The 20,868-nt window shown below is 50.3% G+C and carries 15 protein-coding genes; 9 read left to right on the plus strand and 6 right to left on the minus strand.

Annotated elements, in window-relative coordinates; genetic code table 11:
* Positions 1-57: 57 nt before the first annotated feature.
* From pucL to EL628_RS13375, 9 genes are all read left to right on the plus strand, one after another.
* Complete coding sequence (gene pucL, locus EL628_RS13335; RefSeq protein WP_126580426.1) at positions 58-1,017, plus strand: factor-independent urate hydroxylase; 960 nt, start codon at positions 58-60, stop codon at positions 1,015-1,017.
* 8 nt (positions 1,018-1,025) lie between these two features.
* On the plus strand, positions 1,026-1,379 hold the full coding sequence (gene uraH / locus EL628_RS13340) for a hydroxyisourate hydrolase (RefSeq protein WP_245994090.1): 354 nt from the start codon (positions 1,026-1,028) through the stop codon (positions 1,377-1,379).
* Complete coding sequence (locus tag EL628_RS13345; RefSeq protein WP_126580427.1) at positions 1,379-2,644, plus strand: allantoate amidohydrolase; 1,266 nt, start codon at positions 1,379-1,381, stop codon at positions 2,642-2,644. The genes uraH and EL628_RS13345 overlap by 1 nt, the downstream gene beginning before the upstream one ends.
* The gene (locus EL628_RS13350; protein ID WP_126580428.1) at positions 2,641-3,987 is read left to right on the plus strand and encodes an allantoinase; all 1,347 of its coding nucleotides are present in this window, start codon (positions 2,641-2,643) and stop codon (positions 3,985-3,987) included. Before EL628_RS13345 ends, EL628_RS13350 begins: the two co-directional genes overlap by 4 nt.
* A 40-nt stretch (positions 3,988-4,027) precedes the next feature.
* Positions 4,028-5,407: an FAD binding domain-containing protein gene (locus EL628_RS13355; RefSeq protein WP_126580429.1), complete on the plus strand. Its 1,380-nt coding sequence runs from the start codon at positions 4,028-4,030 to the stop codon at positions 5,405-5,407.
* On the plus strand, positions 5,404-7,566 hold the full coding sequence (locus EL628_RS13360) for a xanthine dehydrogenase family protein molybdopterin-binding subunit (protein WP_126580430.1): 2,163 nt from the start codon (positions 5,404-5,406) through the stop codon (positions 7,564-7,566). The genes EL628_RS13355 and EL628_RS13360 overlap by 4 nt, the downstream gene beginning before the upstream one ends.
* A 14-nt stretch (positions 7,567-7,580) precedes the next feature.
* Positions 7,581-7,997: a DUF3830 family protein gene (locus EL628_RS13365; RefSeq protein WP_126580431.1), complete on the plus strand. Its 417-nt coding sequence runs from the start codon at positions 7,581-7,583 to the stop codon at positions 7,995-7,997.
* Between the two features lie 396 nt (positions 7,998-8,393).
* Positions 8,394-10,397, plus strand: a complete 2,004-nt coding sequence (locus EL628_RS13370; protein ID WP_161975480.1) for a heavy metal translocating P-type ATPase — start codon at positions 8,394-8,396, stop codon at positions 10,395-10,397.
* Positions 10,398-10,455: 58 nt separating this feature from the next.
* Complete coding sequence (locus tag EL628_RS13375; RefSeq protein ID WP_126580433.1) at positions 10,456-12,951, plus strand: HAD-IC family P-type ATPase; 2,496 nt, start codon at positions 10,456-10,458, stop codon at positions 12,949-12,951.
* On the opposite strand, the gene EL628_RS13380 is transcribed toward EL628_RS13375, so the two are convergent.
* From EL628_RS13380 to EL628_RS13405, 6 genes are all read right to left on the minus strand, one after another.
* Positions 12,937-13,812: a metallophosphoesterase gene (locus EL628_RS13380; RefSeq protein WP_161975481.1), complete on the minus strand. Its 876-nt coding sequence runs from the start codon at positions 13,810-13,812 to the stop codon at positions 12,937-12,939. The genes EL628_RS13375 and EL628_RS13380 overlap by 15 nt on opposite strands.
* Before the next feature lie 139 nt (positions 13,813-13,951).
* Complete coding sequence (locus EL628_RS13385) at positions 13,952-15,385, minus strand: glycosyltransferase family 2 protein (RefSeq protein WP_126580435.1); 1,434 nt, start codon at positions 15,383-15,385, stop codon at positions 13,952-13,954.
* Between the two features lie 126 nt (positions 15,386-15,511).
* A complete protein-coding gene (locus EL628_RS13390; RefSeq protein WP_126580436.1) occupies positions 15,512-16,378 on the minus strand; it encodes a thioesterase domain-containing protein in 867 nt (288 codons plus the stop codon).
* Between the two features lie 31 nt (positions 16,379-16,409).
* Positions 16,410-18,935, minus strand: coding sequence for a glycoside hydrolase family 2 protein (locus EL628_RS13395; protein ID WP_126580437.1), 2,526 nt, complete (start codon positions 18,933-18,935; stop codon positions 16,410-16,412).
* Positions 18,936-18,957: 22 nt separating this feature from the next.
* On the minus strand, positions 18,958-19,941 hold the full coding sequence (locus tag EL628_RS13400; RefSeq protein WP_161975482.1) for a DUF1839 family protein: 984 nt from the start codon (positions 19,939-19,941) through the stop codon (positions 18,958-18,960).
* The gene (locus EL628_RS13405; protein WP_126580439.1) at positions 19,932-20,852 is read right to left on the minus strand and encodes an amino acid--[acyl-carrier-protein] ligase; all 921 of its coding nucleotides are present in this window, start codon (positions 20,850-20,852) and stop codon (positions 19,932-19,934) included. The genes EL628_RS13400 and EL628_RS13405 overlap by 10 nt, the downstream gene beginning before the upstream one ends.
* Positions 20,853-20,868 lie beyond the last annotated feature (16 nt).

Raw genomic sequence — 20,868 nt, forward strand, 5'->3', positions numbered from 1 at the left:
TGTGGATGCTCTTTATCCGTTGGCTGTTTGTTAGGAAGGAAATGAGGGGGAGCTCAGATGAGTCAAGAGCCTACTTATGCTATTAGTTATGGCAAGATGCATGTTCCAGTGTATCGGGTCTATGCCCAGCCGCTTGCGGGCATCCAACCGATTCCCGAATCCCTTTTTACGAGCCGATCGAATACCCTCTGGGCCTTTGAAGTGGATGTCGAGGTCTTTGGACAGAACTTTCTACCAGCCTATACTGAGGGTGATAACAGCGCCGTTGTAGCTACTGATAGCATGAAGAACTTTGTTCTGCGCGAGGCGCTGGACTATACAGGTTCCACGTTAGAAGATTTTCTCTATGTCCTGGGCCAGCATTTTTTAGATACCTATGAACAGATGGAGCGTTTGCAATTAACCGCACGTGAGCTTCCCTTTTCCTTAGTTCCTGTCCCGCAGCGTGGTTATGCTTCATTTACTGAGAGTGGAATCCTCTTTCGTCGTACACATGATGATTATGCAGTGGCCGAGCTCTCTTTTGAGCGTTCAGAGCGTGGCCCGGTTGTTACCTTTCAGCGCAGTGGTCGGGTCGGGCTGGAACTGTTGAAGGTCACTGGAAGCTCTTTCACACGGTTTGTGCAGGACGAATATACAACGCTCCCAGAACGTGTTGATCGCCCACTTTTTGTCTATCTGGATGTGCACTGGAAATATGCTCATCACGAAGATTTTGTGGGGCGGGATCTCGCCAGATACGTGGCGGCGGAGCAGGTTCGCGATGTTGTACAGGTGGTCTTCCACGAATTCGTGAGTGAGTCGATCCAGCATCTTGTCCATGAGATTGGTTTACGGCTCTTCCAGCGCTATCCTCAGATCTGTGAGCTTTCGTTCGCAGCACAGAATCGAACGCGAGATCAGATTAGTGTCTCAGAAAGCGATGAGAAGATCAGAGTCTATAGTGATCCATTTTCGGCCTATGGTCTGATTAAACTGACCCTTCAGCGCGAGGTTCGTATGACCGAGGAGGTATGATGTCAGGAATGCTTACGACGCACGTCCTGGATCTGACTCATGGCCTACCAGCAGATCAGATGCAGATCCAGGTCTGGTATCTAGATAATCCAGGAGGGGAGCGCACTCTCCTCAAAACAGTACGAACTGGCCCGAATGGTCGGCCCGATACGCCACTGCTGGCTGATGACGAGATGAAGGCAGGCACGTACGAACTTCTTTTTTCAGTGGGTGAATACTTCTCCACTCAGGCGGTGACGACAAGCCTTCCCCCTTTTCTGGATCTCGTTCCCATTCGTTGTGGTCTGGCAGATAGTTCGGTTCATTATCATGTCCCTTTACTCGTTTCTCCCTGGGCCTATAGCACATATCGAGGTAGCTGATGAGAGTACCACTTTCAACCCTTGAGGCGACTGCCAGTGTACTGATGGAGCGTTGCGATATGTTGGCACGCTATAGCGAATCGCCCTATCAGCTTACGCGACGTTTTGCATCGACAGCGATGCAGCAGGTAAATGGTATCGTGGCGCAGTGGATGCGTTCGGCAGGGATGACAGTGCGTACAGATGCGGTGGGGAATCTGATTGGACGCTATGAGGGAACGCACTCTGGAGCGCGAACCTTACTGTTGGGCTCGCATCTTGATACTGTTATCGATGCGGGCAAATACGATGGAATCTTCGGTGTGCTGGCAGCGCTGGCCTGTGTGGAACGTTTACAGCAGGAGCAACGGCGATTACCATTTGCCATTGAGATCCTGGCTTTTGCTGATGAAGAGGGTTTGCGCTACAACTATGCATATATTGGGAGCAAGGCTGTCGCAGGAACCTTTGATTGCCGGGCTTTGACCCTGACTGATGCCAATAATCTGACCATGAGTGAAGCGATCTGCGCGTTTGGTGGTGATCCTGCAATCTTACGGCAGGGGCGGCCTTACTGGTCACCAGCTGATCTTATTGGGTATTATGAACTGCATATTGAGCAGGGTCCGGTCCTGGAAGTACTGGACCTGCCAGTTGCGATTGTCTCAGCGATCTCTGGTCAAAGCCGTTTACGCCTGGAATTTCTGGGTCAGGCCGGTCACGCAGGGACTGTACCAATGTCACTGCGCTCTGATGCCCTTTGTGCTGCTGCGGAGTTTATTTTAGCTGTAGAAGCAATAGCCTCAGCCGAAAGTGGACTGGTGGCAACGGTTGGAAAGCTTACCGTACAACCAGGAGCTCCAAATGTCATTCCCGGTCAGGTAACATTGAGCCTGGATGTGCGTCATCAGGAAGATCGGATACGCGAACAAGCTTGCCGGGATCTGCATATCCTGGCGCTAGAATTGGCTGAGCAAAGGAATGTGTCATTGGTCTGGGAAGAGATTCAGGCCAGCCGAACCGTCCCCTGTTCTCCACGTCTGATTGATCAGTTGCAGAAAGCGCTGGTCAACGTCAACCAGACAATTCAATTCCTACCAAGCGGGGCAGGCCATGATGCGGTGGCAATGAGTGACCTGACAGAGGTCGCAATGCTCTTTCTTCGCTGTCGAGGCGGTATTAGCCATCATCCAGATGAAATGATTAAGCAAGCAGATGTAGAGATTGCGTTGGAAGTGACAGAGCAATTTCTTTCTCTTCTGGCAGAGCAGGAGGAGTGCCGATGAGCACATATGATCTGCTCTTGAGGGGAGGGACGCTCGTTACCGCCGAGAGCGTATTTCCAGCCGATCTGGCAATTGCAGAGGGCCAGATCGTTGAGATTGCGCCAGAGCTTACTGGCAGTAGTCGTGAGATTGTTGATGCTCGTGGTCTGCACATCTTTCCTGGACTGATTGATGCTCATGTCCATTTTAATGAGCCGGGCAGAACCGAGTGGGAAGGTTTTATAACAGGGTCACGGGCCCTGGCCGCTGGTGGTGTCACCGCATTCTTTGATATGCCGTTAAACGCCTCGCCACCTACTCTCGATCGTGCCAGCTTTGCGTTGAAGTATCAGGCGGCCAGAGCGAACTCGCTTGTCGATTTTGCCTTCTGGGGTGGGATTGTGCCAGATAATCTAGATTGTCTGGAAGAGCTGGCTGAATGTGGTGTCATTGGCTTCAAAGCTTTTATGAGCAATAGTGGCATCGACGATTTTGCTGCGGTAGACGATGTAACCCTGTATGAAGGGATGTTAAGGGCAGCTCAGTTAGGGAAGATCGTGGCCGTCCACGCGGAAAACGATCAGATGACCAGTACCCTTTCACAGCAGGCAATAGCGCAAGGCAAGACAGGTATTCGTGATTATCTGGCCTCAAGGCCGGTCATTGCCGAGCTCGAAGCCATCTCGCGCGCTATCCTTTTTGCGCAAGAGGTGGGGTGTGCACTGCATATCGTTCACGTCAGCACAGGGAGAGGGGTTGCGATGGTGGCAGAGGCACGACTCCATGGGATCAATGTGAGTTGTGAGACCTGCCCACATTATCTTGTCCTGACAGAAGAAGATATGGAGCGATTAGGAGCAGTTGCCAAATGTGCCCCTCCTTTGCGCTCTCAAAGCGAACAGGCGAGATTGTGGGAACATGTGCGAGCGGGGAATGTACAATTCGTCACCACCGACCATTCTCCAGCCCCTGAAGCTTTAAAACAGTCTGAGAATTTCTTTGCTGTCTGGGGAGGTATCTCAGGCTGCCAGTCGCTGCTGAGCCTTTTGATCACCGAGGGGTCCCAACTCCCTTTATCTCAGATCGCCGCTCTGACTTCAGCCGGAATTGCCAGCCGTTTTCAATTGGGTTCGCATAAAGGGCACGTATGCGTAGGAGCAGATGCAGATCTCTGTCTTGTTGATCTGAATGTTCATTTTCGCCTGGAACCTGAGCAGTTATACTATCGTCATCAACAGAGTCCCTATACAGGTAGGACGATGCGGGGCCGTGTGGTGCGAACGATCGTACGGGGTTCCACTGTCTTTCACAATGGAAATTTTACGACACATCGTGGTCAACTCATCACTGTAGCCACTATGTAAGCTCGATAGAACCAGATCATCGTTGGAGAGGTCGTAGACTATGTGGGATATCTACTGTCAACCTACCACTCTGTTTGAGGCCATTAGCCTGCTCGATCGTTATGGGCCAGAGGCACGCCTGATTGCAGGAGGAACAGACATCCTCTTAGAGCTTCAACGCGGTTTAAGGCCGAGTTCTGTGCTTATTGATATCACAAGGCTCTCCGAGTTAGACTTTATTCGCAATGAGCAGGGCGTTCTGGTACTGGGTGCACTTACGACGCATAATGCAGTTTTGTGTTCAACGGATTGTCAGACGTATGCTCCTTTGTTGGTGCAGGCCTGTCAGGAGGTTGGTGCTCCCCAGATCCGCGCCAGAGCGACTCTGGCCGGAAACCTGCTTACAGCCTCCCCTGCCAATGATACAATTCCACCACTCATGGCGTTAGATGCTTCAGTTGTGCTTATGAGCTGTGCTGGAGAGCGTATTGTCTCTCTGCGAGACTTTTACACTGGCGTTCGCCATACTGTCTGTCGCCCCAATGAGCTCCTCCGCGAGATTCGTTTCCCCACACTTAGCATTCAGCAGCGAAGCCTTTTTCTCAAATTGGGGTTACGTCGTGCTCAGGCTATCTCGGTGGTAAATGCCGCATTTGTCCTTTTATTTGATGGAGATAATCGCGTCGAAAAGGCGGCTATTACGCTGGGTTCAGTGGCACCCACGGTCATTCATGCTCGCCGGGTCGAAACCTTTCTTCAAGGGCAAGAGCTGAACGAGCAGGTCTGTAAGGAGGCAGGTGCAATTGTGGCTCAGGATATCCGCCCTATCAGTGATATTCGCGCCTCAGCCACGTATCGTCAGCAAGCGCTCTCCTCACTTCTTGCGCATGGATTGCAGCGACTGACACATCCAGTGCTTCCTGAGCAGAAGCGGCCCGTCACGCTGGAGACCGCAGCGAAAAGAGCTCATCCCTTGCCCTTTAGACGGCAGATAGAGACGACACTGAACGGCCAGCCAACCTCCTGGCCTCATGCATCACAGAAGACGCTCTTAAATGCTTTACGTGAGGATGCTGGTTTGACCGGGACAAAAGAAGGTTGTGCCGAAGGAGAATGTGGAGCCTGTACGGTCTGGCTCGGTGGACAGGCCGTTATGTCCTGTCTGGTACCTGCCGTTCAGGCTCATGGAGCAGAGATCACAACTATCGAAGGCCTGGCTGGCGAGCAACTGCACCCATTGCAGCAGAGCTTTATTGATCATGGAGCAGTGCAATGTGGTTTCTGCATTCCCGGAATGTTGATGGCAGGGGCAAAAGTTCTGGATGAGGTACAGCATCCTACCATCGAACAGGTTCAAGTAGCATTGAGTGGGAATATCTGTCGCTGTACCGGTTATCGGAAGATCATAGAGGCGGTACTAAGCATTGGGGGTGAAGCATGACAGAGCTCATTGGGGCATCGGTAGCTCGACCCGATGCATTCGGCAAGGTGACAGGAAAAGCTCTTTATCCCGCTGACCTTGTGCGTTCAAATATGCTCCAGCTTCAGCTCGTGTATGCTGGCCAGCCACATGCGCGAATCCTTTCGATTGATCGTCAGAAAGCTCTGGCACACCCGGGTGTCGTTGCGGTTTTGACCGCCGCTGATGTGCCATACAATGCTTACGGACTGATTGACGCCGATCAACCAGTGCTCTGTCACGATGTTGTTCGGTTTGAGGGCGATCGCGTTGCACTCGTCGTTGCCGAGAATAAACAAGCAGCAATTGAAGGAGCCAGGCTGGTAGAAGTGAGCTACGAACCATTAGCGATTGTCAGTGATCCACAGCAGGCCCTTCTTCCTGATTCCCCCCTTGTCCATCAACATCTTGCGAGCAATCAACTGTTCCATTTTCCATTGCGCAAAGGCAATCTCGAGCAAGGCTTTGCAGAGGCGACCGTGACTCTGGAAGAGACCTTTACGACGAGCTGGCAGGAGCACGCCTTTTTGCAGCCAGAGTCAGGGATAGCGTATATTGATCCATCAGAGCGTGTGGTCATTGAGACAGCTGGGCAATGGTTACATGAAGATAGACGACAGATTGCACAGATGCTGCAATTGTCAGAAGAGCAAGTTGTTATTCGTTATGCTGCCATTGGCGGCGCTTTTGGAGGGCGCGAGGATCTTTCTCTTCAGCATCTGTTAGCGCTCGCAAGTTGGAAGTTGCAGCGACCTACAGCTATGGTCTGGAGCCGTGAGGAGTCAATGACATCGCATCATAAGCGTCATCCGATGACGATACATTGTCGTTGGGCCGCCAGGGAAGATGGCAAAATCACCGCTGTCGAGACAACGATGATAGCAGATGGCGGAGCCTATGCCTCGACAAGCGTTGAAGTGGTGAAGGCGGCCACACTCTTTGCAACAGGCTGCTATGAGGTTCCAAATCTCTCTGTTGATGGATATGTAGCGTATACAAATAATATTCCAAGTGGCGCTTTTCGCGGTTTTGGGGCTCCACAGATGCAATTTGCCGTTGAGAATATGGTTACGCGCCTGGCTCAGAAGCTCGGTATAAGCTCTGACGAGATCCGTCGGCGAAATCTTTATCGCGAAGGGAGCCTGGAGCCAACTCAGCAACCACTTCCGCCAGGCGTGAGTGCCTTACCAGTGTTTGAGCGCTGCGTGGAAGAGGTACATACATGCTGGTCATTGCCCGAGCAATCAGAGGCAAGCTATCTCAAGCGCGGGATTGGTCTGGCCTGTGGCATCAAGAACGTAGGCTACTCATTCGGTTTTCCAGAGCAAGCGACCGCAACCGTCGAAGTATTTGGGGCGGCTGAACTGGAGCGAGCCATTGTGAGAGCGGGAGCTGCCGATGTGGGACAGGGATCACATCTGATCTTGCGTCAGATTGCAGCCCAGGCACTGCATCTTCCCTTTGAGAAGGTCGAACTCTGCGCAGAGGATAGTAGCCTGGCTCCAAATGCTGGTAGTGCTTCGGCCTCACGTCTAACCCTTATGGCAGGTCGAGCGGTAAAAGAGGCCGCACTGGCTGCTCGCGAGCAATGGAGCTATACCGATGACTATCGCGCAGAGGCAACCTTCAACTATCGTGCTCCCATGACTACTGCCCTGGACCCGGCAACCTTTAGCAGTCGACCAAACTACTGTTATGGCTATGCGGCTCAGGCGATTGAAGTTGAAGTCAACCTGCTGACCGGGCAGGTGCGAGTAGTGCGTATTATCAGCGTTCATGATGTTGGCAAAGCCATCAATATGCAGCAAGTCACGGGTCAGATTGAGGGCTGTCTGGCTCAAGCGTTGGGGTATGCCCTGTTAGAAGAGTTCAAGATAAGCGATGGTCATGTTTTGACCAATCACTTCAGCACCTATCTTGTGCCAACCATTCTGGATATGCCCATTGAGATCACGCCAATTGTGCTGGAGTTGGCTGATCCAGAAGGTCCCTATGGCGCACGAGGGATGGCCGAAATGCCACTCGTCCCCTTTGCTGCTGCTGTAGCAGCGGCTATTCAGCAGGCGACAGGGGTCTGGCTCAATCAATTACCCATGACGCCCGAACGCGTCTTGAGCGCCATTCAGCAGCAGAAAAAGTAGAGAGGAACATGTCAATGACGTCTATTCAGATTATTGTCGCCGATCTAACATTTATCGCGCGTGTAGAAGAAGAAGAAGCTCCCAGGACCTGTGAGGCCTTTCTCAAAATCCTGCCTTTCCGAAATAAGCTTATTCAGGCACGTTGGAGTGGAGAGTCCGCCTGGATTCCTCTTGGTGACTATCAACTGGGTGTTGGTTTTGAGAATCATACCAGCCATCCTGGTCCGGGTCAGCTACTCTTTTACCCTGGTGGTTTTAGTGAGACCGAGATTCTGTTTCCCTATGGAAGCACCTGTTTTGCCAGCAAGATGGGGCAACTGGCTGGCAACCACTTTCTCACTATCGTACAGGGACAAGAACAGCTCAAGGAGCTGGGGCGTAAAGTTATGTGGGAGGGAGCGCAAGACATTACCTTTTCTCTCAAGAGTTAAACTGTTTCAACTGCTATTATCGGCTCTCTCATGTAAAAGTGCCGTAAACGATTTTAGAAATCACTAGCAAACGTTGCCAAATGTAATATAAAGCCGAGATCTGCAGCCGAGATCTGTTACGATTATAAGATCGAGAACGTGGACTTCTCTGTGTCGTGTCTGTTATGTGTCGTGCAAAATTGTGAGGCATATGTGATGTCTATCACATATGCTGCTTTCATCCGTTTGAACGTTTCGCATGTAACCGAGATTTTGTCTCACACATGCTACTGATAACAGCACCTCTTTTCACTGCAAGTTGCCGGGTGGGTGGCATTGGCCTCAGTAGAGGAACGACAAGTAAAGGGAAGTGACACAATGCTCAATAGAGATGGCGAAAAGAAAAATAGGATCATTATGTCGCCTCTTCAGAAAGCAGAGCCCGAGAAGTCCTCCGCATCTCTCTTCAAACAGCGTTGGTCAGAGCGTTTGCTGGGTAGTGTCCAGCGTTATCCCATCCCCTTTATAGCAGTTGCACTCATGATCGTGAGCCTGGGGTTCTGGCTTGCCGGGCACGCAGATATTGCTCATTGGGTCCTGCTTGCTGTGACATTATTGGGTGGTCTCCCACTCCTGTATGACACCCTGAAACAGATCGTCCACAGAGAATTTGGGGTTGATGTGATCGCTATTCTTGCAATTGGTGGATCAATCCTCCTTCACCAGTATCTAGCGGGTGCGCTGGTTGTATTGATGCTCTCGGGCGGTGAGGCGCTGGAAGCCTATGCTCTGCGGAGAGCACGTTCATCGCTCTCTGCACTGGTCGAGTGTGCGCCGCGTAGTGCGCACATCTGGCAAGGAGAGGAACTGATCGATATTCCGGCAGAGCAAGTTGAAGTTGGCATGGTTATTGTCGTCAAGCCTGGCGAGCTGGTCCCGGTTGATGGGGTTGTGACATCCGGCTCCTCCAGTTTGAGTGAGGCGGATCTGACAGGTGAGCCTATTCCTGTGCGCAAAACTCCAGGAATGCTGGTTCTGTCTGGTAGCGTAAATCTTGATGGCGTGCTGGAGATCCGTACGGAAAAACGCAGTGTCGAAAGCAAATTTGCCCAGATCCTCCATCTCGTTGAAGAAGCACAGACTCAGAAGGCACCCATCCATCGTCTGGCTGATCGCTATAGTGTCTGGTTTACCATTGCGGCAGTCACTCTAGCCGGACTGGCCTGGATCATATCGGGTAATAGCGTCTATGCATTGGCAGTCATGGTCTGTGCATCCCCCTGTCCATTGATCCTGGCCACCCCGGTTGCCATTATGTCTGGTATTGATCTTGCGGCCAGAAATGGTATCATCGCCAAGAGTGGGGGAGCTATTGAGCAATTAGGGGAAGTGGATATCGCCGTCTTCGACAAGACAGGCACATTGACACTTGGTATGCCGAAAGTGACTGCTATTGTTCATCGAGAGCGGGAGAGCGTAGAGAGCACCAATACAAGCAAAGAGCTTGCTCATAGCAGGGATAGAACTCTCTTGCGTCTGGCCGCCTCGGTCGAACAGCTTTCAACGCACATTCTCTCACGTGCGATTGTGGAGGCGGCACAGGAATGTGCATGTCCGCTTAGTCTGGTAGATGGTTTTGAGGAGATCTTTGGCAAAGGCGTGCGCGGGCGCGTGCCATTGCTTGCAGAAGATCTACAAGAGAGCTGGCTGAACGCAGGCAATGATGTAGAGGTTGCAGTAGGTAATCGAACCTTTATGAAGTACCTCAATATCGCTCTCCCGGCCACACTTCTTGCTGAAAGACAGCAGCGTGTCGAGCGTGGACAGATCTGTAGCTTCATTGCGATCGAACGATGCATTGAGGGGCTCCTGGTTCTTGAAGATGTTCCACGTCCAGAACTCTCTCTGCTCTCACCGAATTTATGTGCGGCTGGCATTAAACAGACGATCTTATTGACTGGTGATAGTGAAGTCGTAGCATGTCAGATCGGCAAAATTGCTCAGGTAGACCGTGTCATCTCGCGTTGTTTGCCAGAGGATAAAGTACGCATCGTCAAAGAATATGAGCAACAGGGGCATCGTGTGCTGATGGTTGGGGATGGCATTAATGACGCCCCCGCATTGGCAAGCGCCGCCGTTGGTATGGCGCTTGGTACACAGGGATTAACTGCGGCAGCCTCTGCTGCCAATACGGCGCTTCTTTCAACAGATATTCTGCGGGTTGTGCGTGCAGTAGTTCTAGGACGTCGCGTCATGCATATCGCTGTACAGGGGATCTGGGTAGGTATGGGTCTCTCTACGCTTGCTATGATCTTTGCCGCATTTGGTTTTATCAGTCCAGCTGCGGGGGCACTGATACAAGAAGCCTTTGACGTGATTGTCATCCTCAATGCCCTGAGAGCGGGAAAGGCTATCTTCTGATGGAAGTCTGAGGAGGAAGCGATGCAACCAGAACCGATGGAAGTCTGAGGAGGAAGCGATGCAACAATCTAGTAGCGATGAACGGCCAATGATGCATCAATCGTTTCAGGGACTTTCAACGCAGGAAGCGGAAGCTCAACGTGCGGCTGGAAAAGGTGCTCATATGCCGCCCTCAACTGGGAGAACCTATGCCCAGATTCTCCGTGAGGACGTTTTTACACTGATCAATAATATTTTGTTTGTGCTGTGTATAGCATTACTCTTACTCGGACAATATTCAGAGGCTCTCGTCTCGGCAGGAGTTGTCCTCTTCAATGTGATAATTAGCGTCGTTCAAGAAGTACGGGCCAAGAGAACGCTTGATCGTATTGCCTTACTGACACGACCACGGGCAACCGTAATGCGCAATGGGCAGGAGCAGGCTCTCGATCCCTCAGAGCTGGTGCAGAATGACCTGCTTCTCCTGCATACAGGGGATCAGATTGTCGCCGACGGACCAGTTGTCGGTGAAGGTCGTCTACAGGTGGATGAGTCGCTCCTGACAGGAGAATCAGAGCCGATCACAAAGAAGGCCGGTGATTGGCTCTCATCAGGCAGTTTTTGTCTCTCGGGAGAAAGCTACTATCGTGCTGAACGCATTGGCATGACAAGCGTTGCGGGCCAATTAACCAGCAAAGCGCGTGCTTTTCGTCGAATATTGACTCCTTTGCAACAAGATATTACTGTGATTATTCAATCTTTGTTGCTCGTAGCGCTCTATATTGAAATTATTCTCATTCTTATTGCCCTGGCTAACCGGACAGCTGTAGTGGATGTGGTTCGGATGTCTGTTATTGTTGTGAGCATTGTCCCCATTGGCCTGTTTCTGGCAACCAGTGTTGCCTATGCACTGGGTGCATTGCGCATGGCAGGTAAAAGCGCGTTAGTGCAACGCTTGAGCGCTGTTGAGTCACTTAGTAATGTGGACGTGCTCTGCCTGGATAAAACAGGGACCATCACAACCAATGCCCTGGTTCTGGAGCAGGTGTATCCAGTTGGCATTGACGAAAAGCAGCTGCGGCGGCTCCTGGCTCTCTATATCTCACAGACAACAAGTCGGAACGCGACCAGTAGAGCAATCGAAGAGGCAGGTAATTTTCAAGTTAGCCAGGAAGCATTTCATGTCTATGAGGAAGTTACCTTTTCCTCAACATGGAAGTGGAGTGCCCTGTCGTGTGATAGAGGAGACTTGCAAGGGATCTATATTCTGGGAGCGCCTGAGGTTCTATCCCCTTTTCTGCGCTCCGGAACCGATCTGGGGACATTTGCTGAGGACGCCACCAGACGTGGAAGGCGCGTCTTGCTCTTTGCTTTTTTTCCTGACCTTGTTCCTTTGCAGACATCTGACACACAGCCAACGTTGCCCACAGGTCTTATTCCCTTAGGCTTGATTAGCCTGCGAGATGAACTGCGCCACGATGTACAGAAGACACTGGCTTTGTTTGCTGAGGTCGGAGTGCAGATCAAAGTGATGTCTGGTGATCACCCCCAGACCGTCGCAACGCTTGCCAGGCAGGTTGGCATCAGCAATGCTGAGCCTGTCGTTACTGGATCAGAGCTTGACCAGATGGATGATGTGAGGCTGATGCAGGTTGCTGAAGAGACGACTGTATTTGGGCGGGTGACTCCCCAGCAGAAAGAGCGGCTTGTTCGAGCGCTTCGCAGCCATCATCACTATATCGCCATGATTGGAGATGGGGTCAATGATCTGCTCTCGCTCAAGCAGGCGAATCTAGGTATTGCAATGGAAAGTGGAAGCCAGGCTACCAGAGGAATTGCGGATATCATTCTCCTTAATGATTCCTTTGGTGCCCTTCCTGCGGCTTTTGCAGAAGGGCAGCGTATTCGTAATGGGATGGAGAGCGCGATGAAGCTTTTTTTGACGAGGGTGATGTATCTGGCCCTGTTATTGCTTACCGTCCCCATGCTTGGAGCATTCCCTTTTGCGCCAAAGCAAAAAGCGTTAATCACATTTGAGACAGTGGGGATCATTGCCGTAGCGCTAGCTGCATGGGCGCACCCGGGCCCCCCTTCACGCCGTGGATTGGGGCACCTGCTGGTGCATTTTGTGCTTCCTGCAGCGATTCCTTTAAGCCTTATCGCCTTTGGTATTTACTTGATTACTTTCTATCAAGCTTATCAACAGATGAATGAGAGCCTACAAGATGCCCAACTGGTTGCACAAAGTGCATTGACCACGTTCGCGGTCTGTAGCGGGTTATTGCTCGTCCCTTTTGTCGTGCCACCGGCGCGATTCTGGGTTGGAGGAAGCGAGCTGAGTGGAGATTGGCGGCCAACCCTATTGGCTGTGGGGCTGCTGGTGGTCTATCTGGTAGTAATTGCGTTCCCCCCCCTGCGTACGTTCTTTAGCCTTACGGCTTTGCATCCAACTGACTACCTGTTCATCGGGGCCGCGGCACTCATCTGGAGTATTCTACAGCGCTGGATCTGGCATGCGCATCTCCTTGAACGTTTTCTTCAGTTGAGACAGAGGGATACATTACCGGGAGAGTAGCTGGAAGACAGCAATCTCTGGGCGACAATTGAGCCGTACTTGCGGTTTGACCATACCCAGGCCGCGATTTGTATACTGCCACATAGTCCCCAGTTGATAGAGTCCACAGGGATATTTCTCACAGAGAGGAGGAAGCGCCAGTGCTCCATGGAACGGGATCCGCACCTGACCACCATGCGAATGGCCTGAAAGTTGAAGTCCATAGCGGCCAGACTGTGCTGTAACATCGGCAAAATCGGGCTCATGCACAAGAAGAATGGCAGCCCCCTCTGCCGGTAAGGATGCCGTCAGATCTGCGAGAAGCGGCTGGTGTGACCAGATAGATGCAGGAGTGCCACGATTGCTCGGCCAGAGATCATCCAGACCCACAATATGCAAGAGATCATTGCCGCGTTTCAGCGTATGAGTGGCATTCTTGAGTTCATGGATATTGTTGGTACGTAGACAATAGCGAATAAATTCAGCGCCTGCGGGATGATCGTGATTGCCTAACGTCGCCAATACACCATCAGGAGCTTTCAATTTACCCAATTCTTTTAACGTATCCTCTGAGCTATCCAGATAGTCCGTAACAAAATCGCCAGTGATCACAACCAGATCAGGCTTCAATGCATTGGTCATACTTACAACGTTTGCCAGACGTTCGGCAGTCATCCAGGTATCATCCGTATGAAAGTCGCTTAATTGCACAAGGCGGTAATTATGAAAAGCAGGTGTCATACGGGGCAGGTGTAAGTAATGATATGTGACCTCGACCCAGGCTGGCTCAATCTTTTTTGAATAATAGATTGTCCCTGCCCCTGTAGCCCCCAGACCGACCGTCGTCAGCAGCGTATTGCGCAAAATGTGGCGCCTTGTCATATTCTGTGGTTTTCTCTCTTGCTGGTCTTCCATTGTGCTCCGTATCTATTCCTGTGAGCCTGCATCGTCTACGCATGTGATAAGTATCGTGCCAGTCCCTCTTGTACTGTACCAAATCCATGTATAAAAATGCAAGATGTCAGGATTTTTGATGGGTTACACGTTTTTGCGCTATGCCTTGCTTCCACAAAGCGTTCATCTCGCGACGAAGCTTCCGTGTCATCCACCAGCTTTTACCATACAGGAAAGGTCCATACAAATAGCCTTTCATTTGTATTCTTATCAATTCCTGAGGATAGTCATGATCTTGCTGCCGATCTAAAAAAGTATTGTGTGTCACTTTAGGTGCAGTTTTTACAAATAAACGTTTCAAGATTGCCAGAGGAACAGTAGTGAAAAGGGCCAGGAATAATTTGGGATAGCGCAAGAAGATATGGACTAAATAAGCGGTAAAGCCAACGCCATATCCGAATATCTGATAGCGTAGCTTCGCCATCTCTCTGCGGTGGAGATGATAAATAATGGCTCCAGGGTCAATGGCTAGCTGTTTATTGTGTGCTGTCACGTCAAGAAAGAATGCGATGTCTTCGGCTCCCATCGTTGGCGTCCCTGTTCCAAGGAACATGGCAAATCCTCCAATTTGTTGGAGAAAACTGGCTCGAGCCGCCATATTAGCGCCATGTCCACACATGTTACCGCTATAGATCTGCTGATATCTGAGCTTCTTATCGATAATGCGAGGTTGAAATCTGCTGCGAGCCTCTTCATCTGTCGCAATCCAACTTGCATTTTCAAACCAGAGTTGGGCAGGAGTATCTAATTCTAAGGGCATAGTAAAACCGGTAGCGCAGACAATATCGTTGGATTGACTGAGAGCAGAGACCAATTGTGTGAGCCAGTGGCGATCAACGATGACATCATCATCTGTGAAGGCAAGAAATTCGCTACGAGCTTCGATAATGCCTCGATTGCGAGCGCAGGAGATACCAGGGTGATCCTCACGAATATAACGAATTTTCTGTTCGTTTGGAAAGGATGCTTGTATCATTTCTGCGGTAGCATGAGAGGTAGGTGCGTTATCTACAATGATAATCTCGTAGTCCAGATATTCAAGTTTAAGTAACGCCTGTAGACAATTGCGAAGCTCCAGTGGTCGATCGCGTGTAGAAATAATGATACTGGCAAACGGAGCCTGAGCAAGAAACTGTTCGCGGACTTTCAGGCATGCTGGATGATCTGGATGCAAGACCCCTTGTTCAGGAAGAGCATCAATCGGAGGCAGTCCATCAGCCTGTAAATGATCAAGGATACTCCGTTTTAATTTCTGCCAGATGATGGGACCATAGGTTTGTGGGGGAAGTCCATCCCCGTTCAGGCGGAGCTCAACGACTCCAAGAGGAAAGGTATGGAATTTGATCAGGCAGAGGGCCTTTGTATAGTGTTGTTGTTTTTCGCTATGAAAAGCCGCAATAAAAGGTAAAGGCTGGCTTAACTCTATTTCTAGAACCTGTAAAGGAAGTAATTTATCAGCGTTGTCGATGGCTATCGAATTATTTAGAGGCACTTGAGGCATTGTGAACTCCTGAATGTTCGAAAAAATAGCACAAATATAGGGCTTCTCATTGGGTGATTGAGGAGCTCAGTTGCGGCTTTCCCTACGCCAACTGAGCTCCTCAATGCTTATTTTACAAAGTGAGATCTAAAGAGCAGTGTCTATCTCATTAAGGTGCGCCTGAATAGCTGTTACCAGTTCATGAATATTTTTATCGAGCATATCCATATAATAGCCATCGATAATCGTAGAAGTCTCAGGATTTTCAAAAGGGCTCCACCGTGAACGATATCTGAGATTTTCGCTGGCCCAGATAAAAGAGATGTGTTCGGGCTGAAACATTGGCGTGTAATTTGAACCTAATGAGATAAAGGCATGGGCATAGTCATAGAAAAGAGTATTGATTGGTGGAAACATTCTATTTAATTTTGGATCGCGAGCCAGGACGACCGAAAGGCCCTTGAGATGAGGATTATCGGCATGGTGTGTCTTTCTATACACATATCTGGTTATTTGTCCAATGCGTAAAAAAAGAACCTGTTGCTGAAATTTGTTGAGCGAAAATATGGTGCCACATAGATTGACTAATTTGCGAATAAAAATATGTCGTTCATCGACCTCTGAGGGAGAGATCAGAATAAGTGAAGCAACCGTTACGCCTTGAGCTTGAAGTTGGCGAGCCATTTCATAGACAAGAAAGGCCCCGCTGCAAAAACCAATCAAGTGATAGGGTCCTTCAGGTTGAATGGTACGAATAGCTTGAATATTGATCGTAGCCAGATCCTCTAATGTTGTTGGTTTGATCTCTCCACCATAATTATAGCAATCGACTGCATAGAATGGTTGTTTTGATCCCAGAGTGCGTGAGAGCGTAAAACAGACCAGTGGTGGGTGATCATCTCGATCGCCATGAAAAAAAAAGATGGGTTTTTTTAAGGGGGAGCCTTTTCCCGCCTGAATAGTATGGATACGTACTTGCGTATCCAGAATCACTTTTGGAGTCGCTGCAACCATAAACTGTGAGCCTTTCGCGTCAAAAAAGAAATTAGAGAGAGACGTGTATGTCGGTAAAAGAATTAAGAGCCTTTAAGGAAACGAATTGATGAGTTGACTTTGTTCCAGCGAGCGAAATAGTTTTTTGACTATCTGGTCGCATATGAAAGTAATTATCCGATGGGTGCAAAGGGCCAGCGTTAATAGCGATAGATTGTGCAAAGTTTTTTGTCTGGATGGTAAGTTCATACCTTCCAGGGTATTGCTGCACCTGAACCTGAAGCCCGGTCTCTGTTTCCTGGGTTACCGGTTGTCCATGTGGAAAATAGAATGCTTCGCCAATCAGTTTGCCCGAATCTTTATGGGTAAGAGTTGCGGTCACCAGCGTATGGTCAGGTGGCCCAAACCTGTAGGCATAGGTCAGATCACGAAAATGTTTGAAGAGAGCATCCACATGGAGTTCAGTCTGTTGGTGAGAAGCCAGGGCCAGGTCTCGGCTCTCTCTGGCCAGTAGCGTGCCAGGTGTACGATAAAGTTCAACCTGAAGCGTCGCCTGTGTCTCCTGAGCCGTCTCATTGATAATGTGGAGCCAGAGCCCATTCAGGCCTTCATCGGCAAAGAAGCAAGTTTGTGGTTGTAGAATACGTTTAAGATAATAATAGGCAGCTTTGGGCGTGCCATGAGCATCGATGACGCCCCAGCCAGCGCCCGGCCAGAGATCGCGATAGAACCAGATCAGGCCACCGTTGCAGGTCGAGCCCTGCCGTCTCCATTCAGCAAAGACCGCCGCCATAATTTCGCCGGTCACCACACGGCTAAATGCCAGATAGCGTTCGCGTTGACCATAGCGGAGCTGTAGTGGTTGGAGCCCATAAAATTGTTCCAGATAGTAATCGCGAATATCCTCAAAATCCCAGGTTGCTCCATTATCGCGCGGAACACGAGCCTTCCAGTGTGGATAGTGAACGGGTTGCTCATGTGCGCGTAAAAAGCGCTCGATAGTCTCTTCTTCGGGGACATTAGCGAAGGCCAGACATTCAGAGGCAAAACGCACTTCGCTACGACGGGCGTCCTCTAATGGCCTGAGATAGGCTCCCACCCCCTGATAGTGAGAATTACCACGATTGCTCAAAAAAGGCAGTGCGCCCCCACTGGGGCTCGAGGGCCAGTAAGGAACCTTTGTCAGTTGCTGGCAGAGAGTTGGCAGGTGTTGATAAAAGAAAGCAGACTGTGCCAGTGCAGTGTCCAGACCCAACATGGCTACCTGTTGTTCGATCTCGCTATTGCCGCAGAGAACGGTCAGGCAGGGGTGGTTCTGGATACGCTGAAGCTGCTGAGAACATTCTAACAGGCAATTTTCTAGAAAAGCCTCCTGAGTGGTAGGATAATCCAGATTTGCAAACAGAAAATCTTGCCAGATAAGGATGCCCAATTCATCGCAGAGATCGTAGAATATATCAGCCTCATAGACCATTGTTCCACCCACGCGTAGCATATTCATCCCTGCCTGTTGAGCGAGCAGAAGAGCTTCTCGGTATTCCGCTTCAGTCCCTGTCAGGGTCAGCATATGAAGTGGGGTCCAGCAGGCTCCCCGGCAAAAGATCTTCTCTCCGTTAAAACGAACGCCAAAGCCACCTTCTTCCTCCGAAAGCAGCTCAACACGGCGGAAGGCCAGATGTCCACAATCGATCACAATGGTAGTTGTGGCATAGTGAAGACAGAGACTCGTAGGGTAGAGAGGCTGTTCACCATGCGTATGAGGCCACCAGGGCTGTATGGATTCCAGGCAAAGTGTTGCACTCAGCGAAAATCGCCCATCTTCCAGTGCCTGAACGTTGATAGGAAGACTTTGTCCATCTATCTCTAGAGAGGCGTTTGCTGGGAGCTCTTGCGTAAGAGAGTGAGCTTCGACATGAAGCACTATCTGTCCTTGCGTATTGGTGATATCCAGCCATGGCTGGATATCAAACCGTTCGATAGAGAGTGCATGGCGCGATTCCACAGTGATTGGCCTCCAGGGCCCCACTGCTTGAATGGGCGGAGACCAGCCAGGCATACGACCTAAAAAAGTAGTGCGCCACCAGCGCAATTGCTGTTGCTCAACCAACTGAGTATGCCAGTGAGGACGTGGTCTCCTGGAAGTGAGATGTGGCTGAAGGGCTTGAAAGTGGAGATACAGCGTATTCTCAGGCTGAAGCAGAGCGCTGATCTCCACCTCATAGCGACGAAACATATTCTCACTAATGAGAATTTGTTGCCCATTGAGCCAGACCGTCGCCAGAGATGCCAGGCCAGCGAATACCAGCACAGACTGCTCAGCCTGTTCTGGCGCAGTGAAAGAGCAGCGATACCACCAATCTAGCGTATCTGCATTCAGGGGTCGTTCAATATCCCAACGTTTATGCTGTTGTAACGTCTGCAATGCTGTGCCAGGGACAGAGGTCGAGAGCCATTCCAACTCAGCCTGAGCGCTCAACTGTTGTGGATTCTGATAGCTTCCAGGCTCGGTCGCAAGCAGTTCCCAATCTTCTGCAAGGAGCATTGTGGTCGTGGTCGTCATACTACGAATGTGTGTCATGATATCTTCTCCCTCCACCTCTTTACCGTAGCAGATAGGAGAGGGCATGCATAGCTTGCTCCCAGTGATCTTCCAGTGCATCAAAAAAAGGTGCAATCGCAAATGGTTTCTTATTGTGTGCAGTACGGGCTGTCTTTAAGAGCAGCGTCTGAGCATTGGTTGAGATCTCCTCAAAGTGTTTTGCGGCCTCTAGCAATGATGAATCTTGAGAACTGGAGGCTAACCAGCGCAGGAAGAGACTGGCATATTCGTAGCTGGCTCCAAATTGACGGAGATGAGCAAAGGCATAGCCATGGAAATCGGCCAGATTTTGTGCCTGGATCTGATCTAGATACCCTTGAAAGGCCTGACGATAGGCAAGAAACGGGTTCAGGTCAGGTCGTCGTTGATAGTGTTCGCGCAACAGTTCTGTGCTCAGCAGTTGTAATTCAGTTTCATTGAGGCGTTTCAGATGGTTCAGTTTCGCGATCTCTACGTATGGTGGTAGGACGACCCCGGTGGTTCCTTCCAACTGAAAGATCCCCACAAAATCCTCTCCCTGCAACGTATAATAGCTGCTATTATGGAAGTAGCCCAACTTCTGTTGTTCCAGGTCAATCATCTGGACACCAATCGTCGTTTTTTCGTGTTGCTGATGATAATTTGTTGCATGGACATCGGGCAGATAAAAAGCATCGACCTCGATCAGCACCAGCCGATTTTTGCCGACCTGAACCAGCAGGTGATCCAGCATAGCATGCCAGATATTCAGCTCCTGTACATCAATCCCATAGAGGCGAAGGAGATCATAGGATGGGACTTTGAAGAAGGTCCATTGATCCCCTTCAAAGTCAATTCCAATCGTAAAGGCAAACGAGGCAATTGGATGAAGGTGCAGTGCATGTAAAGCCTCGATCCAGAGATCCATATAGCAGTTGGATTGTGGCCAGATTCGCTCGCCATTGTGTAACCAGTGTGGCGTATACGCGGAGGATGGCACCATAGGAAAAGCGGTATTTATGGCCATAAAATATGTTTCACCTCGGCAGGCCATTCAGCCAGGATAAAACCATGGGCGCGGAAGAGCCCCAGGGTAATGCGTTCTAGACCAAAGCCAATACAGGCTGTGTGGGCTACCTGACCATCGTGCGTAACAATATTGAACTTGCTCCCAAAATGGTCTTGATGATAATTGACGGAGACAACCGCTGTCTGAGGTTCATTCGAATTGACCGGTGCCAGGAGCTCAAATTTGAGCTCTTGCTCCTGCTGGCTTGCCCCAAGCAAACGACCTCCAGGTCCAAAGAAGGGATCAGTAGCAATCTCTTGAAGTGCATGCAGGCCAAGACTCTGTAGAAACTCCAGACCGCGCCCAACCCAGAGCCGGCGCCATTGATCAACCACGTCAGGAGTGCCAAGACGCACAAACTCACGTTGACGAAAGGATTGCATACGTCCTGGATCGGAGGATGGCTCATGGCGGAAACAGTAGGATGAGACATCAATAGTTCGCCCAGGACCGGGTAAAGTGGTGCCAGAGAGAGTTGCATAGATGGGATAGCAGGAGGCAGGTGTCAGCACCAGATTTGTGGAAGCTAGATGTTCACCCCAATCCTCTTGCTCCTCAATCGCCTTTAATAATGGACTATGTTGTTTGTGCGTCCCCTCAAAACTATGGATAGACCCCAATAATTGAGGAAAAGATTTCATGTAACCACTTATCTCAACCGTTGAGCGGCTCATGACGGGGGGGAAACGCATCACCTCAGGCTGTTGATCGCATCCAATGGAGGTAATGCGCGCCTCAATGGCCGTCACCACCTCCTCAAAGGTTCCGCTGCGTCCATACACACCTTGAACTGTAGAAGGAATCAGCAGTCCATAGTGAAAAAGCTGTTGCAGGAATGATGATTCTGTAAACTGCGTATCGTAGGACATAGTCTCTTTTCTCGCT

It is taken from the genome of Tengunoibacter tsumagoiensis, assembly GCF_003967535.1.
Taxonomy (GTDB): Bacteria; Chloroflexota; Ktedonobacteria; order Ktedonobacterales; family Ktedonobacteraceae; genus Tengunoibacter; species Tengunoibacter tsumagoiensis.

Excerpts from the sequence above, each read along its gene's own strand:
- EL628_RS13365 (WP_126580431.1), top strand. The coding sequence starts at position 7,581 with ATGACGTCTATTCAGATTATTGTCGCCGATCTAACATTTATCGCGCGT.
- EL628_RS13400 (WP_161975482.1), bottom strand. The coding sequence starts at position 19,941 with ATGGCCATAAATACCGCTTTTCCTATGGTGCCATCCTCCGCGTATACG.
- EL628_RS13350 (WP_126580428.1), top strand. The coding sequence starts at position 2,641 with ATGAGCACATATGATCTGCTCTTGAGGGGAGGGACGCTCGTTACCGCC.
- EL628_RS13390 (WP_126580436.1), bottom strand. The coding sequence starts at position 16,378 with ATGGTTGCAGCGACTCCAAAAGTGATTCTGGATACGCAAGTACGTATC.
- EL628_RS13370 (WP_161975480.1), top strand. The coding sequence starts at position 8,394 with ATGTCGCCTCTTCAGAAAGCAGAGCCCGAGAAGTCCTCCGCATCTCTC.
- EL628_RS13385 (WP_126580435.1), bottom strand. The coding sequence starts at position 15,385 with ATGCCTCAAGTGCCTCTAAATAATTCGATAGCCATCGACAACGCTGAT.
- EL628_RS13345 (WP_126580427.1), top strand. The coding sequence starts at position 1,379 with ATGAGAGTACCACTTTCAACCCTTGAGGCGACTGCCAGTGTACTGATG.
- EL628_RS13395 (WP_126580437.1), bottom strand. The coding sequence starts at position 18,935 with ATGACACACATTCGTAGTATGACGACCACGACCACAATGCTCCTTGCA.
- EL628_RS13360 (WP_126580430.1), top strand. The coding sequence starts at position 5,404 with ATGACAGAGCTCATTGGGGCATCGGTAGCTCGACCCGATGCATTCGGC.
- pucL (WP_126580426.1), top strand. The coding sequence starts at position 58 with ATGAGTCAAGAGCCTACTTATGCTATTAGTTATGGCAAGATGCATGTT.
- EL628_RS13380 (WP_161975481.1), bottom strand. The coding sequence starts at position 13,812 with ATGACAAGGCGCCACATTTTGCGCAATACGCTGCTGACGACGGTCGGT.
- EL628_RS13375 (WP_126580433.1), top strand. The coding sequence starts at position 10,456 with ATGCAACAATCTAGTAGCGATGAACGGCCAATGATGCATCAATCGTTT.
- uraH (WP_245994090.1), top strand. The coding sequence starts at position 1,026 with ATGCTTACGACGCACGTCCTGGATCTGACTCATGGCCTACCAGCAGAT.
- EL628_RS13355 (WP_126580429.1), top strand. The coding sequence starts at position 4,028 with ATGTGGGATATCTACTGTCAACCTACCACTCTGTTTGAGGCCATTAGC.
- EL628_RS13405 (WP_126580439.1), bottom strand. The coding sequence starts at position 20,852 with ATGTCCTACGATACGCAGTTTACAGAATCATCATTCCTGCAACAGCTT.